At 58.7% G+C, this 18,972-nt stretch carries 17 protein-coding genes; 8 read left to right on the top strand and 9 right to left on the bottom strand.

Annotated elements, in window-relative coordinates:
* Positions 1–16 precede the first annotated feature (16 nt).
* The 5 genes from ABD937_RS09780 (at position 17) to ABD937_RS09760 (ending at position 5,017) form a co-directional block, all read left to right on the top strand.
* Positions 17–1,039 carry a GHMP family kinase ATP-binding protein gene (locus tag ABD937_RS09780; RefSeq protein WP_345255421.1) on the top strand — a complete coding sequence of 341 codons (1,023 nt, stop codon included), beginning with the start codon at positions 17–19 and terminating at the stop codon, positions 1,037–1,039.
* A 221-nt stretch (positions 1,040–1,260) separates the two neighbouring features.
* The gene (locus ABD937_RS09775; protein ID WP_345255420.1) at positions 1,261–1,845 is read left to right on the top strand and encodes a D-sedoheptulose-7-phosphate isomerase; all 585 of its coding nucleotides are present in this window, start codon (positions 1,261–1,263) and stop codon (positions 1,843–1,845) included.
* An 85-nt stretch (positions 1,846–1,930) separates the two neighbouring features.
* Positions 1,931–3,199: an HAD-IIIA family hydrolase gene (locus ABD937_RS09770; RefSeq protein ID WP_345255419.1), complete on the top strand. Its 1,269-nt coding sequence runs from the start codon at positions 1,931–1,933 to the stop codon at positions 3,197–3,199.
* 227 nt (positions 3,200–3,426) lie between these two features.
* The gene (locus tag ABD937_RS09765; RefSeq protein WP_345255418.1) at positions 3,427–4,458 is read left to right on the top strand and encodes a hypothetical protein; all 1,032 of its coding nucleotides are present in this window, start codon (positions 3,427–3,429) and stop codon (positions 4,456–4,458) included.
* A gap of 76 nt (positions 4,459–4,534) precedes the next feature.
* Positions 4,535–5,017 (top strand): CYTH domain-containing protein, encoded by a 483-nt coding sequence (locus tag ABD937_RS09760; protein WP_345255417.1) that lies wholly within the window; start codon positions 4,535–4,537, stop codon positions 5,015–5,017.
* A 278-nt stretch (positions 5,018–5,295) separates the two neighbouring features.
* Here ABD937_RS09760 and lepA read toward each other — a convergent pair whose 3' ends face one another.
* Complete coding sequence (gene lepA, locus ABD937_RS09755) at positions 5,296–7,086, bottom strand: translation elongation factor 4 (protein WP_345255416.1); 1,791 nt, start codon at positions 7,084–7,086, stop codon at positions 5,296–5,298.
* A gap of 119 nt (positions 7,087–7,205) precedes the next feature.
* On the opposite strand from lepA, the gene ABD937_RS09750 reads away from it, so the two are divergent.
* Complete coding sequence (locus ABD937_RS09750) at positions 7,206–8,009, top strand: FkbM family methyltransferase (RefSeq protein WP_345255415.1); 804 nt, start codon at positions 7,206–7,208, stop codon at positions 8,007–8,009.
* Between the two features lie 137 nt (positions 8,010–8,146).
* On the opposite strand, the gene ABD937_RS09745 is transcribed toward ABD937_RS09750, so the two are convergent.
* Both ABD937_RS09745 and ABD937_RS09740 read right to left on the bottom strand, forming a co-directional pair.
* Complete coding sequence (locus tag ABD937_RS09745; protein WP_345255414.1) at positions 8,147–9,172, bottom strand: glycosyltransferase; 1,026 nt, start codon at positions 9,170–9,172, stop codon at positions 8,147–8,149.
* Positions 9,162–10,607 (bottom strand): oligosaccharide flippase family protein, encoded by a 1,446-nt coding sequence (locus ABD937_RS09740; RefSeq protein WP_345255413.1) that lies wholly within the window; start codon positions 10,605–10,607, stop codon positions 9,162–9,164. Before ABD937_RS09740 ends, ABD937_RS09745 begins: the two co-directional genes overlap by 11 nt.
* A 63-nt stretch (positions 10,608–10,670) precedes the next feature.
* On the opposite strand from ABD937_RS09740, the gene ABD937_RS09735 reads away from it, so the two are divergent.
* Positions 10,671–11,774, top strand: a complete 1,104-nt coding sequence (locus tag ABD937_RS09735) for a glycosyltransferase family protein (RefSeq protein ID WP_345255412.1) — start codon at positions 10,671–10,673, stop codon at positions 11,772–11,774.
* A gap of 9 nt (positions 11,775–11,783) precedes the next feature.
* Positions 11,784–12,758, top strand: a complete 975-nt coding sequence (locus tag ABD937_RS09730; RefSeq protein WP_345255410.1) for an ion channel — start codon at positions 11,784–11,786, stop codon at positions 12,756–12,758.
* Positions 12,759–12,760: 2 nt separating this feature from the next.
* Here the strand turns inward: ABD937_RS09730 and ABD937_RS09725 are convergent, their stop codons facing one another.
* The 6 genes from ABD937_RS09725 to ABD937_RS09700 form a co-directional block, all read right to left on the bottom strand.
* The gene (locus ABD937_RS09725) at positions 12,761–13,087 is read right to left on the bottom strand and encodes a hypothetical protein (protein ID WP_345255408.1); all 327 of its coding nucleotides are present in this window, start codon (positions 13,085–13,087) and stop codon (positions 12,761–12,763) included.
* A gap of 89 nt (positions 13,088–13,176) precedes the next feature.
* The gene (gene tpiA, locus ABD937_RS09720; protein WP_345255407.1) at positions 13,177–13,941 is read right to left on the bottom strand and encodes a triose-phosphate isomerase; all 765 of its coding nucleotides are present in this window, start codon (positions 13,939–13,941) and stop codon (positions 13,177–13,179) included.
* A 205-nt stretch (positions 13,942–14,146) separates the two neighbouring features.
* Positions 14,147–15,325: a putative sugar nucleotidyl transferase gene (locus ABD937_RS09715; RefSeq protein WP_345255406.1), complete on the bottom strand. Its 1,179-nt coding sequence runs from the start codon at positions 15,323–15,325 to the stop codon at positions 14,147–14,149.
* A gap of 77 nt (positions 15,326–15,402) precedes the next feature.
* Positions 15,403–15,732: a type B 50S ribosomal protein L31 gene (locus tag ABD937_RS09710; RefSeq protein ID WP_425475028.1), complete on the bottom strand. Its 330-nt coding sequence runs from the start codon at positions 15,730–15,732 to the stop codon at positions 15,403–15,405.
* Positions 15,733–15,751: 19 nt separating this feature from the next.
* Positions 15,752–16,243, bottom strand: a complete 492-nt coding sequence (locus ABD937_RS09705) for a YajQ family cyclic di-GMP-binding protein (RefSeq protein ID WP_345255404.1) — start codon at positions 16,241–16,243, stop codon at positions 15,752–15,754.
* A 256-nt stretch (positions 16,244–16,499) separates the two neighbouring features.
* Positions 16,500–18,938 (bottom strand): TonB-dependent receptor domain-containing protein, encoded by a 2,439-nt coding sequence (locus tag ABD937_RS09700; RefSeq protein WP_345255403.1) that lies wholly within the window; start codon positions 18,936–18,938, stop codon positions 16,500–16,502.
* Between the last annotated feature and the right edge of the window lie 34 nt (positions 18,939–18,972).

The following is an 18,972-nucleotide window of genomic DNA, read 5'->3' as shown; positions in this document are numbered from 1 at the left end:
GCATGCCCCTTCACACATGATCTACAGAAGCAAAGCACCGCTCCGCATCGGCCTCGCCGGTGGCGGCACCGACGTAAGTCCGTACAGCGACCTGTACGGCGGCACCATCCTCAACGCCACCATCTCGCTGTACGCGCATGCCTCCATCGAGCCGCTGCACGAGCCGAAGATCATCCTCGAAACGAACGACCGCAGCGAGCGCCTCGAGTACGATTTTGCAAAAGAGCTTCCGATCGACGGCCAGCTTGATCTGCTCAAAGGCGTGTACAATGCCGTGCAACGCGATTACGGCTCCATCAACGGCGGCTTTCGCCTCTCCACCTTTGTAGACGCGCCTGCCGGCTCCGGCCTCGGCACGTCTTCGACGCTGGTAGTGGCCATCATCGGCGCCTTTGCCGAATGGATGCGGTTGCCACTCGGCGAGTACGACATCGCGCACTATGCCTATGCCATCGAGCGCAACGAGCTGAAGATGGCCGGTGGCAAGCAGGACCAGTATGCCGCGACCTTCGGAGGCGTCAACTTCATGGAGTTCTACGAGGGCGACAAGGTGATCGTGAACCCGCTCCGCATCAAGCAGCATTACCTCTTCGAGCTCGAGAACAACCTGGTGCTGTATTATACCGCTACGAGCCGCGAGTCGGCGAAGATCATCGAACAGCAGACAAAGAACGTGGTGGCAAAGAAAGAAGGCTCCATCGAGGCCATGCACCAGCTGAAGCAGCAGGCCCAGATGATGAAGGAAGCGCTGCTCAAGGGCCGTATCCACGAGCTCGGCGAGATCCTCGACTATGGCTACCAGCAAAAGCGCCTCATGGCCGAGGGCATCTCCAACCCGCTGATGGAAGACATCTACGACACCGCGAAGAAGGCAGGCGCCACCGGTGGAAAGATCTCCGGCGCCGGCGGCGGTGGCTTCATGATCTTCTACTGCCCCGGCAACACGCGCTTCTCCGTTATCAAGAGCCTCGAGCGCTTTGGCGGCGTGCATCGTCCCTACCAGTTCGTGGAGCACGGAATGAAAAGCTGGTGCCTTTAAGCGGATGGGGTAATGGGGTAATGGGGTAATGAGATAACCAAACTGCCCGGATCGCATCGCGATCCGGGCAGTTTTTTTTGAACGGATTACTTTAGAGAACCAGTACTGCCGTAAGGACGCTAAGTCCTAAGTTCCCCCTACGGGGGACAGGGGGCCGGGGCCGGGGCCGGGCAAACTGTCGAATAGAGCCCGTAAATTCGCTGCCTGTTCAAACACAATACATGGAAAAGATCAGGAACATCATACAGGCGTCGATCGATGTAAAGCAGCAGGTGCTCGAAAACGAATCGATGCTGCAGACGGTGGCCACCATCGCCAACGAGATCGTCGCATCGCTCCAGGCCGGCAACCGCATCTACTTCTGCGGCAACGGCGGCTCGGCAGCCGATGCGCAGCACCTCGCCGCCGAATTCTCGGGCCGTTTCTACACCGACCGCAAGGCGCTTCCTGCGGAGGCGCTCCATTGCAATACCTCCTACCTTACTGCCGTCGCCAACGACTACAGCTACGACGTGATCTACGCCCGCCTCGTGGAAGGCATCGGCCGGCCGGGCGACGTGCTCATCGGGCTTTCCACATCGGGCAACTCCGCCAACATCGTGCGTGCCTTTGAAACCGCGCGCCATATCGGCATCCGTACCGTCGGCTTTACCGGGCAGGCCGGGGGCCTCATGCGCGGCCTCTCCGACCACCTGCTCAACGTTCCCTCCTCCGACACGCCGCGCATCCAGGAAAGCCATATCCTGCTAGGACATATCATTTGCCAATTAGTAGAAGAACAGTACTTCACGCACGAGGGCAACTAACTATTTCGGACCTCAGATTTTTGATTTTTCGGGGAACTGGTCAAATCTGAAATCTGAAATCTGAAATCGCAAATCTGAAATCCAGATGATTCAAATAACAGAAGCTGTTGTGCTCGCCGGAGGCCTTGGCACGCGGCTCCGCTCCGCGGTGCCCGACCTGCCCAAGTGCATGGCTCCCGTGGCCGGCCGGCCCTTCCTGGGTTATGTGATCGACTCCCTGCGCCGCGAAGGGGTGCAACGTTTCATCTTTTCGCTTGGCTATATGTACGAGGCGATCGAAGCCTGGCTTTCCGAGGCTTATCCTACGCTCGATTACGTATCCGTCATCGAAGCCGAGCCACTGGGCACCGGGGGCGGCATCCAGTTGGCCCTGCGCGCGGCGGTTTCGGAACAAGTGCTGGTTGCGAACGGCGACACGCTGTTCGAGGTGAGCGTAGCCGACCTGGCTGAAGTGCATGCCCGCACTGGTGCCGAATGCACGCTTGCACTGAAGCCCATGACCGATTTCGACCGCTACGGCGTGGTGCGCATCGACGGCGCGGGGACCGTGATGGCATTCGAGGAAAAAAAACAATATGCCGAAGGGTTGATCAACGGCGGGCTGTACCTGGTCAACCGGGCAAGCCTGCTTGCTCTGGGGCTACCGGAGAAATTTTCGTTTGAAAAAGAATACCTGGAGCCGTCCGTAGCACGTCGTGCCCTTGCAGGTGCGGTGCAGGAGGGTTATTTCATCGACATCGGGCTACCCGGGGACTACAGCCGCGCACAGACGGAGCTGCAGCCAAAAACGCTCGACCTGGCAGCCGTGGACAATAGCTGGACCCTCTTCCTCGACCGCGATGGCGTCATCAACGACGAGATCGTGGGTACCTATGTGCTGAGCTGGGAAGGCTTCCGCTTCAGCACCGGCGTACTGGAAGCGATGCCCCTATTGGCCAGCAGCTTCGGGCGCATTGTGCTCGTAAGCAACCAGCGCGGTGTGGGCCGTGGCCTTATGAGCGCTGCCGACCTCGACCGTATTCATACGGAAATGAGGAGCAGCATCGAAGCGGTCGGCGGCCGGCTCGATGCGGTCTATTTTTGCACGGAGAAAGAGGAGCGCTGCTTCTTCCGGAAGCCCAACCCGGGCATGGCCGTGCAGGCGCGGGCCCAATTCCCCGATATCGATCCGAAGAAATCCATCATGGTCGGCAACAAGCCGAGCGATATGCGCTTTGGCCGCGCCGCCGGGCTCTACACGGTATTTGTCACCACCACCAATCCCGGTCAGCCCTTCCCCCACCCCGACATCGACCGGATTTATCCAACGCTATTGGACTTCACCCGGGACCTCGAGCGTGCGAAGGAACGCTGACTCCTATGATCATACGACCTACGCAGATTTGCTTGCGCACGGGCTTGGACCGGATCGTTGAGTGTTCGCCGGTCGGCTAGCGGCATTACGTACGGAACGTGCCCTTCGCGAAAAGTCAGTGCCAACCGTATAAAATCATAAAAATCTGCGTTCCTTCTCTCCGGCCCCAATCTTAAGATACTTTTTAAACGCTTTTACCGTTCTTAGAGGTGCCCAAAAAGCACACCGTGAAGAAACCGTTCCTGTTACTTTTTATACTGGCCGCCCTTGCATCCGGCCTATCGGCTCAGAAGATCGCCGCTTCCGACCTTCGTACCTTACGTGCGAAGGAAGATTCGCTGAAGCAACTGGCCATCAACCTCCATACCGACACCTTACCGGAAGGCCGCCTCCGCAGCGACTCGATCTTCATCCGTACGCTGGTTCGCAGCCTGCAGACGAAAAACTCGTTCTACTATCCGTTCGATTCGGTACTCGGCGTGTCGCGGCTGTATGCGCCCGATAGCGCCTTCCGCATCTTTACCTGGGCCGTAGAGCTCCCCAACCTCGGCTACCAAAGCCGCAAGCGCGGGGCCATCCAGATGCGCACACCCGACGGTTCGCTCCGCCTCATCCCGCTTCGCGACGTTACCGGGTACACCGAAGGTCCGTCCGACTCGGTACGCGGCAAGGACAACTGGATTGGCGCCGTATACTACAACATCGTCAAAACATCGTGGAACGCGAAGCCCCACTACACCCTCTTCGGGCTTGATGTATACGGCCCCACCAAGCGTAAGTGGATCGAGGTGCTGACCTTCGACGAGCGCCAGCAGCCCCAGTTCGGTGCTACCGGTGGTCTGTTCGACTTTACGCAGGATTCGATCCCCGGCAAGGCCCGCGACCGCTTCTACATCGAGTACAAGCGCGAGGCCAGTACGCTCGTCAATTACGTCGACGAGCAGAAGATGATCCTCTACGACCACCTCGTCTCCGAATCCAACCAGCCCGACCTTCCGTATACCATGATCCCGGACGGCGACTCCGAAGGCTTCAAGTGGGAAAGTGGCCGCTGGGTGCACGTGAGCAAGGTGTTCGACTACAAGATCGATATGAACGGCGCCGACCCCCTGCTGGGCAAGCCGCCTGTGGGCGATGCCCTCCTAGACCGCGATGGTAACGTGGACGAAGAAAAGCTCCAGCAAAGCACCGATCGCAACACAGGCGACGACGGCGCCAAGGAAGATGCGAAAAAGAAAAAGAAGAAAAAGGGCGAGTAGCCCTTTTTTCATGCCGGTTTAGCCCTACGGGCGCGAAGGGCATTCCCCTATCTTTATCGCCCAAACACCCTTGCCCATGCCCCTCGAGATCGAGCGTAAGTTCCTGGTAAAGAAAGACGAATGGGCCGCCTGGCCGAAAGAAGCCCCGCATTACCTGCAGCAAGGCTACCTCACCAAAGACCTCATCAAGACCGTCCGCGTGCGCGTCAGCGATGAAACCGGCTACCTGACGATCAAAGGCAAAGTGCAGGGCATTTCCCGCGACGAATTCGAATTCGAGATCCCGCGGCCCGAAGCGCTCGAGCTGCTGCACAAGTTCTGCGATACCGTGGTCAGCAAGAACCGATTCATTATTCCCTACGAAGGCAAGCTCTGGGAGGTGGATGAATTCCTCGAAAAGAACGATGGCCTTATCGTAGCCGAGATCGAGTTGTCCGCTGAAGACGAAACCTTCGCACTTCCTCCTTTCATCGATCGCGAGGTGACGGGTGAAAAGAAATATTACAACGGGCAACTGTCGCGCGTTCCGTATTCGGAATGGCCGGTGGAAGAACGGTGACCCGCAGACAAGGCTTCGCGCGCAATAATCACCTTCAGTCATTTATATTCAGCGCACTTTTTTTTGAAGCCTCCGTGATGCGGGGGCTTTTTTGTCATTGAGAACCACGTGCTCTTTCGCAAACTTCCCGACAATTCGGGAGTTTGCTTCGCTTCGCTCGCAATGACCGCAATGCGCGGTAAGGCTTCTCCACGAAATAGGAAACGATAAAAAAGAAAAAGGTCGCACAGAGGCAACCTTTACTAATAAACTAATAGACCAATAGACTAATAAACCCGTTAGTCATCCAGCTTCAGCACGGCGAGGAAGGCCTCCTGCGGCACTTCCACGTTGCCGATCTGGCGCATGCGCTTCTTGCCTTCCTTCTGCTTTTCAAGCAGCTTGCGCTTACGGGAGATGTCGCCACCATAACACTTCGCGGTCACGTCCTTGCGGATGGCCGAGATGTTCTCGCGGGCGAGGATCTTGGCGCCCACGGCCGCCTGGATGGCGATCTGGAACTGCTGGCGCGGCAGGAGCTCCTTCAGCTTTTCGCACAGCTTGCGGCCGAAGTCCTGGGCACGGCCGCGGTGTATGAGCGCGGAAAGGGCATCTACCTTGTCGTTGTTGAGGAGGATGTCCATCTTCACGATGTCGGCCTCGCGATAACCGATTGGGTTATAATCGAACGAAGCGTAGCCGCGGGTCTGGCTCTTCAGCTTGTCGTAGAAATCGAAAACGATCTCGGTCAGGGGCATCTCGAAAATGAGCTCCACGCGCGTGGTGGTGATGTAGCTCTGGTTGATCAGGATGCCGCGCTTGCCAAGGCAGAGCGTCATGATATTGCCGACGTACTCACCTTTGGTAATGATCTCGGCGCGGATAAAAGGCTCCTCGATGCGGTCGGTCTTTACCGGCTCAGGCATCTCGGCCGGGTTGTTCACGATCACCTTCTCACCCTTAGTGGTATAGGCGATGAACGATACGTTCGGAACCGTGGTGATCACCGTCTGGTTGAACTCGCGCTCCAGGCGCTCCTGGATGATCTCCATGTGGAGCAGGCCGAGGAAGCCGCAACGGAAGCCAAAGCCGAGGGCCTGCGAGGTCTCGAGCTCGAAGGTGAGCGAGGCGTCGTTGAGCTGGAGCTTTTCCATGCAGTCGCGCAGCTCTTCGAAGGCGTCGGTTTCCACTGGGAAAATGCCGGCGAACACCATCGGCTTTACTTCCTGGAAGCCCTTGATCATTTCCTGCGTGGGTCGGGAAGCGGTGGTCAGCGTATCGCCCACTTTCACTTCCTTGGCGTTCTTGATACCGGTGATGATATAGCCTACGTCGCCGGCGCACACTTCCTTCGTGGGCGAAGGCTTCAGCTTCAGCACACCCACCTCACTAGCTTCGTACTCCTGGCCGGTGCTGACGAACTGTACCTTTTCGCCGCTGCGGATGGTACCGTTGAGTACGCGGTAGTAGACGATGATGCCACGGAAGGAGTTGAACACGGAGTCGAAGATCAGCGCCTGCAGCGGGGCCTCGGGGTCGCCCTTTGGTGCGGGTATGCGCTCTACGATGGCTTCGAGGATACCGTCGATGCCGATGCCGGAGCGGCCGGAGGCAAGCAGGATATCCTCGGGCTTGCAGCCGATGAGGTCAATGATCTGGTCCTTCACCTCCTCGATCATCGCGCCGTCCATATCGATCTTGTTGATGACCGGGATGATCTCGAGGTCGTTCTCGAGGGCGAGGTAGAGGTTGGAGATCGTTTGTGCCTGGATACCTTGGGTGGCGTCCACCAGCAGCAGGGCGCCTTCGCAGGCAGCCAGCGCGCGCGACACCTCGTAGGAGAAGTCGACGTGGCCGGGTGTATCGATCAGGTTGAGCACGTATTTCTCACCCTTGTGGACGTGGTTGATCTGGATCGCGTGGCTCTTGATGGTAATGCCTTTTTCGCGCTCAAGGTCCATATCGTCGAGCACCTGGTCCATCATTTCGCGCTCGGAAATGGTGTTGGTGGTCTGGAGCAGGCGGTCGGCCAGGGTACTTTTACCGTGGTCGATGTGGGCGATGATACAGAAATTACGGATATTCTTCATTGCAAAACCCTCCTTTGGGAAGGTCGGCAAAGGTAACAAAAAGCCGTGGCCCTCAATGAATTTGCTGTTAATTCCTATCTTGACGGCCCCGCTTTTCGACCAGCGGGTGCCAATGCGCCATGAAACAGGCCTTCAAGCGGTTCCTGCACAGCCGCGGCCTCTATGAGCCGCTCAAATACAGCGCCCTGTTCCGCGCCTGGCAGCGCCTGTTCAAGCCGGCGGTGATCGCGGCCGAACGCCACGAGATCGCCTTCTACCAATCCTTCGTTCCGCCCGGCGCGCTCATCTTCGACATCGGTGGCAACGACGGCCACAAAACCGAAGCCTTCCTGCACCTCGCCCGAACGGTGGTGACCTGTGAGCCTGACGCGCAGAATGTGCACACGCTGCGGGTCCGATTCCGGAACCGGCGGCAGCGGGTGCACATCGAGCCCGTTGCCCTGGGCGCCGCGCCCGGCACCCTCCCCCTCCAGGTGCACCACCCCGGCTCGGCCTTTAACACGCTCAACCCGAAGTTCCGCGCCATCACCGAGGCCGACCGCGCCACCCGCTGGAACGAGGAGATCGCCTTTACGGGTACTACCGACGTTCCGGTCACAACGCTCGACGCCCTCATTGAAAAATACGGCGTACCGACATTTGTAAAGATCGACGTAGAAGGCTATGAGCTCGAAGTGGTGAAGGGCCTCTCCCGCCCCATCGCCTTCCTGAGCCTCGAATGTCTCTTCCCCGAGTTCCGTGACGAGCTACAGGAGAGTCTTTCCCTGCTTACCGGGCTCGATGGCAGCTGCACCTTCAACCTCTCGGTGCACGAAAAGCTGATCTACCCTCGTTGGTTGTCGCGCACCGGGCTCCAGCAGGTGCTCGATACCTGGACGGAGCCGCATTTCGAGCTCATCGTGCGGATGCCGTCTGCGGACTGAGCTGCATCCTGAAACATCACTTGTTGTAAGGGCAAAAGTCAAAATTCAAAAACGCTTAATATGATAACATAGCCCTTCGGCGATGACCACCGGTACAGAGCTTTTGACTTTTTACTTTTGAATTTTTACTTTCCTAATTACCCTAGATCCGCAAGCGCATCCAACAGGCAGCGTCCCGTAGAAATACGTTCCGCCAGCGGTTGCATCCGGTTCCTCATGGCTGCATACTTTACATCCGTCATTCCGGCGATTCGCGCGCCGATATTGGAAAGCGACGGTACCGAAAAACCGATGCCGTACCTGGCGACCAGCGCTGCGGCCGCACTTTCGTCGTGGCAGATGATGGGTAGGCCGGCCAGTATGAACAGCGAAAGCTTGTGTGGACTGATATACCGCGCATAGTCGCCGAGCGGCCCCTTCAACTCCGTGCTGCTCTCCCCGTCCCAGACGAGCCCGAACGATCCAGGCAGTAATGCCGGAAGCCGGGCCGGCTCATGGGCGCCATGGTACACGCAGTTGCGTGCCTGCGGCAGCAACGACGATGCCTCGCCAAACAGGTGAAAGGTGAGCGTGTTGTAACGGGGCAGTTCCTGCAGGAAGCCGCTTTTGAACAGGTTGCCGGCAAAGACGATCTCCATGCTTTTGGCGCGGCCCGACCCGGATGGCAGGGCCCTGAAATCGAAGAAGTCGATGGTGGCGATGCAGGCTTCGGGGAAGTGCTCCTGTAGCCACGCCCGCATGGTAGCGTTGTGCGCGATGAAGCGGTCGAACATGCGGAAGCAGGCAAGCTCGCGCCCGAGCAGTTCGGCATTTCCATCCTTGATGCCGTTGATGTCGGTAACATAGCAGATAAAGCGTACGTCTTTCCGGAACCGTTTCAATGTCTGCAGCAGCAGGCGATTCATCCGTGCATAGAGCGGCCATTGCAGCAGTACCTCAGCACCGCGCGGCAAGGTGCGCGCCAGGTGTCCCAGCTGCCAAAGCCGGCGAAACTTCGCCGCAGCAGAGAAGTTGTGATGATCACGGAAGCGCAGTTGGCTCCAGCCATGCTCCAGGAGGATCGACTCGATGTCTTTATTGCCGATGCCACCGTGCAGCACGGGTTCGCTCAGGAGGTGCTCCTGGATAAAGAAACGGAACTGTTTGTTTTGCTCAGGCGGCACCGGCAGCGGGTTTAGAACGAACAAAGGAAAGCGCCATCTGCCACACTTCGGGGCGCAGGGCCCAGAGCAGCAGTACATACACAAGGGCACAACCGGCGACCAGCAGGAGCAGCTCGGGCATCGGAAGCAGGTCGGCCAGGGCCACGCAGGCACCAATGGCTGCGAACAGCAAAGGTGTCAGCGCAACCACGAGCAGCACACGTGGCCGTATTTTTACGGGCTTCCATCCGCCGCGTCGGGCAAGCAGCAACAGCACCAGCAGTACCGTTGCCTCTCCGGCCACCAGGCTCCATGCCGTACCAAGACCACCGAAGCGCGGCATCAGCAAGCAGGCGGCGGCAACGAAAACGAGCGCCCCGGCAAGAAGTCCCTTCAGTACCGAACGCTCCCCGTTACGCGGCATCAGCACCTGCTTGTTCAGGAAGAGGGCGGAAGCATTGATCAGCGGAAACAGCGCAAGCACCCGCAGGTGCGGGCCCACCGGGCTGTAGTCGGACCCGAAATAGACCGCCGTGAAGACGTCCGCCACCACCCAGATGCCGCAGCATACGGGTACGGCAAAGAGGAGCAGCCCTTCGGCCGAGAGTTGCAACCCGCGGGCTGCCGCGGCCTCACCTTCTTCCTGTAACGCGACACTGCGCGGGTAGAGCACCAGGAAGGCATCGGTGACGAGCGCACCCAACAGCCGCACGATCTTCGCCGCAAGGGCATAAAAGGCCACCGCGGCGCTGCCTGCCAGCACGCCGAGCAATACGTTGTCGAGCAGCAGGGGAACACTGTATACCAGCGAGATGCCGTAGGTGACCCGCGTCACACGAAGGTGCCGCTTCCAGTTCAGCGCCCGAAACGAGACGCCGGTCTCGCGCAGCATCCGCGCCAGGTTGAGCAGCAGTATGGCGGCCGCAGCTGCCACCATGATGCCGTAATAATACGGATAATGTTCCGGTGCGCGTACCAGCACAAACAAGGCGGCCAGCGCCAGTGCCCGTACCGCGAGCGAGCGGAGCGCGATGTACCGAAAGTTCTCGGTGCCCCAGAAATACCATTCGCAGGCAAAGCTGTTGAGCAGCAGGAACATAATGCCGCAGGCCAGGAGGCGCCCGTCGCCGATGCGATCGTACAGGAAGTAGAGCGCGATGCCGTAGCCGGCCATCGAGATGATGGAGGTGACCAGGTGCAACGACAAGAGCTCGCTCACGAGTGCACGCATGCCTTCGGGGGCGCTGCGCTGGCGGGCCACGGCGCGCACGGCATGGGCAACGATGCCGGCTTCGGCAAGCGCAATGAAGAAATACGTAAGGCTGTCGACGACCTGCACCCTTCCGAGGCCCTCCGGGTCGAGTACGCGCGAGATCCAGGGTATCGAAACCAGGGGGAACAGCACGCCGCCCATCGACAAGAGGAAGTTATATGCCAGGTTCTTTTTGACGCTCACGGGCGGGCAATGGGGCGGATTTGGCACCGCGTACCTGCAAACATATATATTTAGCCCGCTGTAATGACGATCGTCCTTTACGATACCGAGCATTTCGAGACCGTTGAGACCCAGGTGCGGCTGCTCAACACGGGGGGCCACCGCATCATCGTGCTGGCGCCTGAGGCCGTGCAGGTGCAGCTGGTGGCCGCCGGTGTCATCCCCGGAGCCCATATCCATTTCCGCACGCTCCCGGCCCGCACCTGGGAGCATCCGGGCGCTGTGTACCGTACCTGCCGTACCGAAAAAGCGGGGCTCCTGATCCTGGCCACGGTGTCGTATCAACACCTGCTCTTCGCCCGTGCCTGCCGGCGCCTGCGCCCACTGAAAATACTCCTGGGCGTGCATGACCTACACGACCTCTTCGCGCCGGTGCGCAAGGCCAGCCTCCGCGGGATGGTCCAATACGTAGGCCGGAAGCAGCTTTCCTCCGCTGTTTCGGGCTACGTAGTGCTGCTCGATGAGCTAAAGACGCTTCTGCGAAAAAAATTCGGGGTGCGGAAGCCGGTGCACGTTATTCCAGGGAGTTTCTACCGCCCGGCCCCTCCCGCCGACCTGGATGCCCCCCTGCGCATCGTGGTGCCGGGCTCCATCGACCCGACGCGGCGCAACTACAACGATGTGCGGCAGCTGGCCCGCGCCCTCCACCGGGAGGTACCGGCAACCATCACGGTGGTTGGTGGCAACCCCGACGGCTGGCGTCCCTCCTGGTTCAACGACTACGAGGGCACCCTGCAGGTACATTCCGGCACCTTCGTGGAAGCGGAGGTATACGAAAGGGAGCTCGCCCGGGCCGAGATCGTGCTGGCACCCTTGCCCGAAGTGTTCCGGCGGTCCGGTCACCCCGACGAGCGCTACGGGGAAAGTAAAAGCTCCGGCAGCTTCTTCGATGCGGTGCGGCACGGGAAGCCGCTGCTGCTGCCCGCTGGTGTGCCGGTGCCTGAATTGCTGGCGCCCATGACGCTTTCCTATATCGACCACGAACACCTGTATTACCTCGTGCTGGCGCTCCTGCAGAACCCCGCAGCGCGGGCCCGGCTTCGTGACGTGGCCGCGGCACACGCTGCAGCGCAGACGCCGGAGGGAGTACGCGCACGCCTCCTCCCCGCATTGACCGGCAGTTCCTAATTTTAGCGCATGGCCTTCTACCGACAAAAATTCAAAAGCGAGCTCACTACCGGCTTTGGTACCAACAGCGGCACGGGCCGCTTTTACCGAAAAGACGGATCCGCCAACGTAGAGCGCCGCGGCGTACCCCTCCTGAACCGGTTCAGCTGGTTTCATACGATGCTGTCGATGCCGTCCTGGAAGTTCTGGACCTACCTTATCGGCTTCTACGCGGGCATCAACCTGTTGTTCGCATTCGTTTACTACTGCATCGGCGTCGAGCATCTCAACGGCACGCAGGGTGGGTCGGCCCTTCGCCAGTTCGTGGACGCCTTTTTCTTCAGCGCGCAGACCTACACCACCGTCGGCTATGGGCATGTTAGTCCCAGCGGCTTACTCACCAGTTGTGTGGCAGCATTCGAATCCTTTCTCGGGGTGATGACGCTGGCACTCGCGAGCGGTATCTTCTTCGGCCGCTTTTCGATGCCCCGCGCCTATCTGCGTTTCAGCTCGGTGGCCCTGTTGTCGCCGTATAAGGGCGGGCAGGCGCTTATGTTCCGCATGGTGCCGGAAAAGAACAACCAGCTCACCGACGCCGAAGTAAAGCTTACGCTCGCCATGCAGGTACCCGATGGAACCCGGAAGAAAAACGAGTTTTACAGCCTCGAGGTAGAATTCAGCCGCATCAATACGCTGGTACTGAACTGGACCGTGGTGCACGCCATTACGGAAGACAGCCCGCTACATGGCCTTTCGCTCGTTGAACTGCGCGACATGCAGGCAGAGCTGCTGGTATTTGTACGGGCCTATGATGAAGTGTTCGCCAACAGCGTGGTGGCCCGCACTTCCTACACGGCGGATGAATTCGTGCCGGACGCCCGCTTTCAGCCGATGTACCACGCTCAGGACGGCACCACGATCCTGCACATCGACAAGCTGGACGATTATGAGCCGGAACCGCACCCCCGGCACCTCTCCGGGGGAGAGGTCCGGGGCCGGGGGTGAGGTCACACCGGCTGAAAACGCAGGAAGGCCTTGCGGTTGATGTAATAGAGAAAGAGGAAATAGAGGATCGGCACGAAGCTGAAGAGCATCAGGAAAAAAGTGCCTGACGTAAGGCCGATGATATAAAGCAATCCAAGGAGCACGAGGCCGGCAATGAGCTGGTCGTCCTCGATCACGCAACCCACCTTGAAATAGTACGTTTGCTGCTTCAGGTTCTTGAGCACAAAGGGCTGGGTATGATGATACCCGTCGGTCGCAACCAGTAACGGCTTATGCGGACCAACGGGTATCACCGCGGGTATCTTCTTGTCCAGCAGGTAAATAGCCATCCCGTCCACCACTACCCGGACTTTCAGGAACCGAAGCAGGAACTGGTCTTTCCGGATCAGGACGATGCGGTATGGCTGCTGTACGTTGTTTATGATTTCAGAGCTTTAATGATCTGTACGAAATCCTGTGCCACAAGCGCTGCGCCGCCCACGAGGCCACCGTCCACATCTGGCGATGCGAAGAGCTCTGCCGCATTGCCGGCTTTTACCGAGCCGCCGTACAGGATCGGGACGGCATCCGCTGTTTCTTTTCCCCATTTCCCGGCCAGCACGGAGCGGATGTGCGCATGCATTTCCTGGGCTTGCTGGGCCGATGCCGTCTTGCCGGTACCAATGGCCCAGATCGGCTCGTAGGCGATGATCACCTGGCGTACCTGCTCGTCGGAAAGCTGGAACAGCGACTCCTCGATCTGCCGCTGCACATACGCATTCTCCGTTCCGGCTTCGCGGATGGCAAGCGCCTCGCCGCAGCAAAACAGCGGCTGGATGCCGTATTCAAGACACAGTTCGACCTTGCGGGCAAGCTGCTCGTTGCTTTCGTTGAAATACTCCCGGCGCTCGCTGTGGCCAAGAATACAATATTTGATACCGATCGATTGCAGCATCTCCACCGACACCTCCCCGGTGTAGGCGCCATTTACTTTCGAATAAGCGTTCTGTGCGGCGATGGCGTAGCCGTGCACTTCGTCCACTTCGCTCTTGGCCAGCACCAGGTACGGGAACGGTACGGCAAACAGCACCTGCTGGTCGGGGCCGAGGGCAATCTTCTCCTGCAGGATCTCGTCGAGCAGGCGCTCGGCCTGCTGGTAGGTCAGGTTCATCTTCCAGTTCGCGGCGGCAATTTGTTTCCTCATGGTGAAAGGTCTATTGGTCTATTGGTTAATTGGTTTTTTAATGAGGGTCGCCCCTGTTCATCTGGACGCCAAGGATCGACCTTCCATTCTGTGCCGCAACTTATTGAATAAACGCGAAGTACGCAGCGCTTTAGTACGAATGGCCCCTGAGAATTCCGGAGCCGGGAACTTGCCGGCGTTAGCGAACTACAAACTGCAAACTGCTTCAATAACGCGCATGCACCGCCCGTAGTATCTCGATCTCGCGGGCGGAGAGCTCCTGCCCTTTCATCTTTTTCCAGTTGCCGATATGCTCCAGCGCCTTCTCGATCTCGTAGCGCTCGATGCCATCGTGGCTCCAGGAAAACGAGGGAATGTATTTGGGCGGGATGCCGGTGCCGTACACATTGCAGCAGGCGCCGATGACCGTACCGGTGTTGATCGACGTGTTGATGGCGGTGCGGCTGTAATCGCCCATGAACATGCCGCACTTGGTGCCCGCCTCACGGATGCCCACCGGGGTGTATACGCGGATCACCGATGCGTTGTTCTTGACGTTGGAATTGGAGGTGCCGGCGCCGAGGTTGCACCACTCGCCCAGCACCGAGTCGCCGAGGTAGCCGTCGTGGGCTTTGTTGGAATAGCCCGACAGCACCGAATTCTTGATCTCGCCGCCCACCGTGCACCAGGGCCCGACGGTGGTAGCGCCATAGATGCGGGTGCCCATCTTCACGGTGGCCCCCTCCCCGATCATCACCGGCCCGCGCAGGAGGCTGCCCTCCATCACCTGAGCGCCATTGCCGATATAGATCGGCCCTTCGGTGGCGTTCAGGATGCAATGGTCCACACGTGCGCCTTTTTCGATGAAGATGCGCGCGGCATTGACCATGGAGGTGGTGCGCGGAGCGCCCTGGCTCTTGCGCTTGGCGGTTAGCAGGTTGAAGTCCTGCTCGATGGCCCAGGCATTGTGCTTCACGATGTCCCAGGGATACCAGAGTTCCCGGAAGTCGGCACTGACCTCCACGGCCTTGTCCAGCCTGATGCGGGCCGGATCGAGCACCTGCTTGCGGGTGATGCAGCAGATGAAATACTCCTTTTCGGGCAGGCTAAGAAATTCGCCCGGCCGCAGGCCATGCACCTGCTTGGCCAGCGCCGGCGAAGGCAGGATGTTGCCATGAATGAGGTAGATCGTGTCCTTACCGATGCTTTCGTCGATGACGAGGGCTCCTTCCCGGGCTTTGTAGTCGCCCTCCTGTTTGTCGAACGAAGGGAAACCAAGGAGGCGCTCCCACTTTTCGCGGATCGTGAGCAGGCCCACCCGGAGGTCCTGGATGGAGCGGGTGAGGGTGAAGGGAAACAACTGCTCCGGCCGGCAAAACTCTTCCGTAAAAACGATCTTCTCCATGGTCAGGGTTAAAGGCTAAAAATAAAAAATCCCCCCGGCAAAAACACGGGGGGACTAAAAGAGGGGGGCCGAAGCGGTTAGGCTTTCTTGGCGTATTTCTTCTTGAATTTGTCGATACGACCGGCGGTATCCACAAGAACGTTCTTACCGGTGTAGAAGGGGTGCGAAGTAGAAGAGATCTCCAGCTTGATCAGCGGATACTCGTTCCCATCCTCCCACTGAATGGTTTCCTTGGTAGCGGCGGTGGAGCGGCTCAGAAAGGCGTGGCCGTTACTCATATCTTTGAAAACCACGTAACGGTAATTCTTAGGATGAAGGTCCTTTTTCATAATATCTTGTTTTAAAGCGGCGGCTGTATTTTTATCAATTCGACGCGCAAAAGTAAGGAGAAAGTCGATCCGGGCCAAAGATTCCGCTGTTAAAATTTTAGGAGCGCATGTTCTCGAACTGGAGCGGGATCCCGAGGTCCCAGCCCTTGGCTGCCTGTATAACCGATTGAAGGTCATCGATCTTCTTACCGGTAACCCGGATCAGGTCGTCGTTGATAGCCGCCTGTACCTTGAGGCCGGAGTCCTTGATCTGCTTTACGATCTTCTTGGCGTCCTCCTGCTTCAGGCCGTTCGACACCGACACCTCTTGCTTCCACACCTTCCCGCTCTGGAACCCCTCTTTCGTCGTATCGAAAGCCTCCGGGGCAATGCCCTGCTTGTGTGCCCTGCTGATGAGCACATCGATGAGCTGGTTCATTTGCATCTCGGAGTCGCACTCAAGGGAGATCTTGAAATCCTTCTTGTTGAGGTCGATAACGACGTGCGAATTCTTGAAATCGAAGCGGTTGGTGATCTCCTTCCGGGTCACGTTCACGGCGTTGTCGAGCGCCTGGGCGTCCACCTTGGACACGATGTCGAATGAAGGCATTGGGAGTTGGTTTCGGGCAAAGATAAGAGAGAGGATCTCAGATGTCGGATGTGATGATCTCAGATTTCTTTCCGTGCGGACTCCCCGCGCCTTCGGACACTTGCTTCGGTTGATTCGGTTCGTAAGGGCAACACATCGTGCATCATCACATCTGAGATCCGACATCTTCCATAAAAAGGCCCCCTTGGAGAAGGGGGCCGATATGCACATGAGAAACTAAAGACTATTGTGGATCTCAGATCTGAGATCTGAGATCTTACTGTTGGCCGCCGCCGACGCGATTCAGCTCGTCCTGGGCGGAGGAGGTGCGGCGCTTTTGCTGCGGCGCATTCTGGCCCTTGCTGAAGCGGTAGGAGAACGACAGGCCCACGCGGCGGTTATCCCAGCGGTTCTGGATCGAAGTGCTGATGTTGCCGAAGTTGATGTTGCCGCGGAACTGCTGGAGGAAGAAGGGATCCGATACATTCAGCTTCAACGTGCCCTGGTTCTTCAGGATGTTCTTGCTTACCCCGAACGATACCACGCCCATCGGCTCGGCGAGCATGAGGCCGCCTTCCTGCGATTTCGAACGGAACCAGCCGCTCTGCTCGATCGTCCAGCCCTTGTTGAGGCGGAACTGCTGGCTGAAGTTGACCATGAAGGCCGTAAAGGAAACATCCAGCGGGCGCTCGTTCACAATGCCCTTGAACTGGTTGTTGAATACGTTGGTATATAGGTTCACGAACCACCACTTCTTCACCGGCATGTTGAGGCTCACGGCAAGGCCGATGTTGCGGCGCGACGCGATGTTCTCACGGGTCTGGAAAGTCTTCTTCTCCGCATCGTTCTGCTTCAGCACCTCGGAGATGATGTCGTCGGTGTAGCTGTAGTTCAGCACCGTGTTGAGGGCGCCGCGGAAGTTGTGGCTCAGCTCCACGTTGTGCGAGAACTGAGGCGTGAGGTACGGGTTGCCCTGCTGGTAGGTATACTGGTCAAGTATACGCTGAAAGGGGTTCAGGTCCTGGTAGTTGGGGCGCTCAAGCCGGCGGCCGTACGAAAGGCCGAAGGTGTTCTTGTCGTCCACCTTGTAGTTCACGAAGGCAGTCGGGAACAGCTGCACATAGTCGCGCGTCACCTTGTTGGCGAGGGCCACCGACGTACCTACCGAGTGCGTATGCTCGAGGCGCAGGCCCACCTGGTAGCTCCACTTCTTCAGCTGCTGGCTCCAGTTGGCATAGGCGGCGTTGATGTTCTCCTCGTAGATGAAGTGGTCGCTGCGCTTGTCCGTCGTGTCGATCTTGCGAATGTGGTCAAAGGATTTATACGGTGCGTTGTTGTCGGTCTTTACATAGGAGCTCTTGGCGCCGGCCTCGAACTTGCCTCCCTTGGCCGTCGGGGTCACGAAGTCCATCTTGGCGCTCAGGATGTCGATGTTCTGCGTGAGGGTGCCGTGCAGCAGGTACGGGATGCCGGTCGGGTTCTTGGCGGCGTCGAACTCGTTGTTGTCGGAAACCTGGCGGCTCTCGGTGCGGTACAGTACATAATCGGCGTCGGCGGAGAACTCGGCGCCCTGCTTCTTCAGCTGCTTGCGGAAGTTGACGTTACCGCCGAAGTTCTTCCACTTGTCGCGGTTGCCCGAAAGCGCTTTGTTGGTGCGCACCAGGTTGCCGTTGCCGGCGCGGATGTCGGAGATCGACTCCGCGTTGTGGCCGCGCGGGTTGGTACCGCCGTTCACCATGAAGCCGATCGACGTCTTCTTGTCGATGTTGTAGTCGAGACCGAGGCGGGCGTTGTAGTTCTCACCGTACCAGCGGCCGCGGCTTTGCTGGATGAAGGTGGTATCGAACACGCCGGCGCTGTTCTTGAAGCGGCGTGTCAGGTCAAGCTCGTTGTACCCTTCGAAATACGAGGCACTGAGGCTGCCGAACATATTGACCTTGCCGGTACGGTAGTTCAGGTTGAAGGAGTTCGGTGTCTTCGGGTGACGGCCCTGTACATACGAAAGGTTGATCGATCCGTTGAGACCTTTCTGCAGTCCCTTCTTCGTACGCAGGTTCAGCACGCCGGAGTTGCCCGAAGCGTCGTATTTGGCCGAGGGCTGCGTCATGATCTCGATCTGGTCGAGCTGAGCGGCCGGCATGTTGCGGAGCATGTTGCTCAGATCCTGCCCGGAGAGGAAGGTTTGCTTGCCGTCCACGAGCACGATCACGCCCGACTTGCCCTTGAGCGAGATGTTGCCGTCGCGGTCGAGGGTAATGCCGGGCGACTTCTCGAGCACGTCGAGGGCGCTGCTGCCGGCATTGGTGGGCGATGCGTCCACGTTCACCACCATCTTGTCGAGGCGGGCCTCCACCAGGGGCTTGCGCGACTGCACCGTTACGCCGGCCATGGCCGTAGAAGTACGGGAGAGGGTGGCCACGGGCACATCAACGGAAGTGTTCGCGTCGAAGGCGGGAACGATCAGTTTGTCGTGCCCGACGGAGGTGATGGAAAGCAGGTAGCGGCCTTCCTTGATACCTGTGAACTCGTAGTGACCGTTCTTGTCGGAAACGGCGAGCTTGGCGAGCGAGGAGTCTTTGACGCGCAGCAGGGAAACCGTAGCAGCGGCCATCGGCTTGCCTTCACTGTCCTTGACGGTACCGGCGATGCGGGCACCGGTCTGTGCCTGTGCGGAGATCGCTACGGTGGCGGCCAGTAAAGTGAGCAACTGTTTCATGATTTTGGTATTGAAGGTGTAAAACTCAGACGTT

The organism is Flaviaestuariibacter amylovorans (genome assembly GCF_039541815.1).
In the GTDB taxonomy this organism is placed as follows: domain Bacteria; phylum Bacteroidota; class Bacteroidia; order Chitinophagales; family Chitinophagaceae; genus Flavisolibacter; species Flavisolibacter amylovorans.
The sequence above is the reverse complement of the archived record's forward strand: the minus strand, read 5'-3'. Positions and strand labels throughout refer to the sequence as shown.